Source organism: Candidatus Poribacteria bacterium, assembly GCA_021295755.1.
Classification (GTDB): domain Bacteria; phylum Poribacteria; class WGA-4E; order WGA-4E; family PCPOR2b; genus PCPOR2b.
Genome location: JAGWBT010000149.1, coordinates 2,047 through 3,275, shown reverse-complemented (window position 1 = coordinate 3,275; position 1,229 = coordinate 2,047). Strand labels below are relative to the sequence as shown.

The following is a 1,229-nucleotide window of genomic DNA, read 5'->3' as shown; positions in this document are numbered from 1 at the left end:
TGATTTTTAACCCCCTACCCCAACCCCCTAAATCCCCCTTGTCAGGGGGACTTTGGAAAATCAGTGTATTGTCGAGTATAGAAACTCGACCTACAAACTACTTCTAGAATGAACGCGGATCTGCGTTCACTACCAACTATTCCTCCGAAGGATAAGTAGATTTAGGACAGGCATGATAGTTGAATTTCAGATTTTTTAGCAATCGTAGTATCATCCCTCACGAAGATAGGAGATAGGAAAATGCACGCTATTTGTATTCATGAACATGGCGGACCAGAGGTACTCCGTTATGACGAGGTTTCTACTAGCGAACCCGGTGCGGGTGAAGCACGGGTGCGGATCGAAGCAGCGGGACTAAACTATATCGACGTTTACCACCGCACGGGACTTTATCCGAGTACCAACATGCCTTTTACGCCGGGGATGGAAGGTGCAGGTGTGGTCGAAGCAGTTGGACCCGGTGTCACCGAGGTCGATGTAGGGGACCGTGTGGGTTATGCGATGCACCAAGGTTCCTACACCGAGGCGGCAATCGTGCCGTCTAGGGTGCTTGTCCCTTTACCCGATTCGATTGATACGCAGTCGGCAGCGGCGGCGATGCTGCAAGGTATGACCGCACATTACCTGACCCGCAGCACCTACCCACTCAGTACAGGCGACACGGCATTGGTGCATGCAGCCGCCGGTGGAGTCGGCTTGCTGCTTATTCAGATGGCAAAGACGTTGGGCGCACGTGTATTTGGTACAGTCTCCACACCGGAGAAAGCGCAGCTCGCCACCGAGGCCGGTGCTGATGCGGTAATCCTCTACACACAGACCGACTTTGAAGCCGAAGTTAAACGCCTAACCGATGGGGTTGGGGTGGATGTGGTCTACGACTCGGTCGCCAAGACCACCTTTGACAAGAGTCTCAACTGTCTTCGACCCCGCGGTTATTTGGCTCTGTTCGGGCAGTCGAGTGGGCCTGTGCCGCCGTTCGATCTGAGTCGTCTGTCGAGCGGTTCGTTGTTTGTGACGCGCCCGGGTTTAGGGCATCACGCTGCCGATCGGGAAGAACTGATAGGACGGGCAGGCGATCTCTTTGAATGGATTTCTTCTGGTACATTGAAGCTGCGCATTGACCGGACATTTCCACTCCAAGATGCTGCTGATGCACACCGTGCGTTGGAAGGCAGACAGACAACGGGGAAAGTTCTGTTGATTCCCTAGGATCTGTCGATCTACCTACT

Annotated in this window: 1 protein-coding gene; it reads left to right on the top strand. The window is 53.5% G+C overall.

Features of this window, described 5'->3' with window-relative positions; genetic code table 11:
* Window positions 1-240 precede the first annotated feature (240 nt).
* Window positions 241-1,209 (top strand): quinone oxidoreductase, encoded by a 969-nt coding sequence (locus J4G02_18915; GenBank protein ID MCE2396609.1) that lies wholly within the window; start codon window positions 241-243, stop codon window positions 1,207-1,209.
* Window positions 1,210-1,229: the final 20 nt, after the last annotated feature.

Excerpts from the sequence above, each read along its gene's own strand:
- J4G02_18915 (MCE2396609.1), top strand. The coding sequence starts at position 241 with ATGCACGCTATTTGTATTCATGAACATGGCGGACCAGAGGTACTCCGT.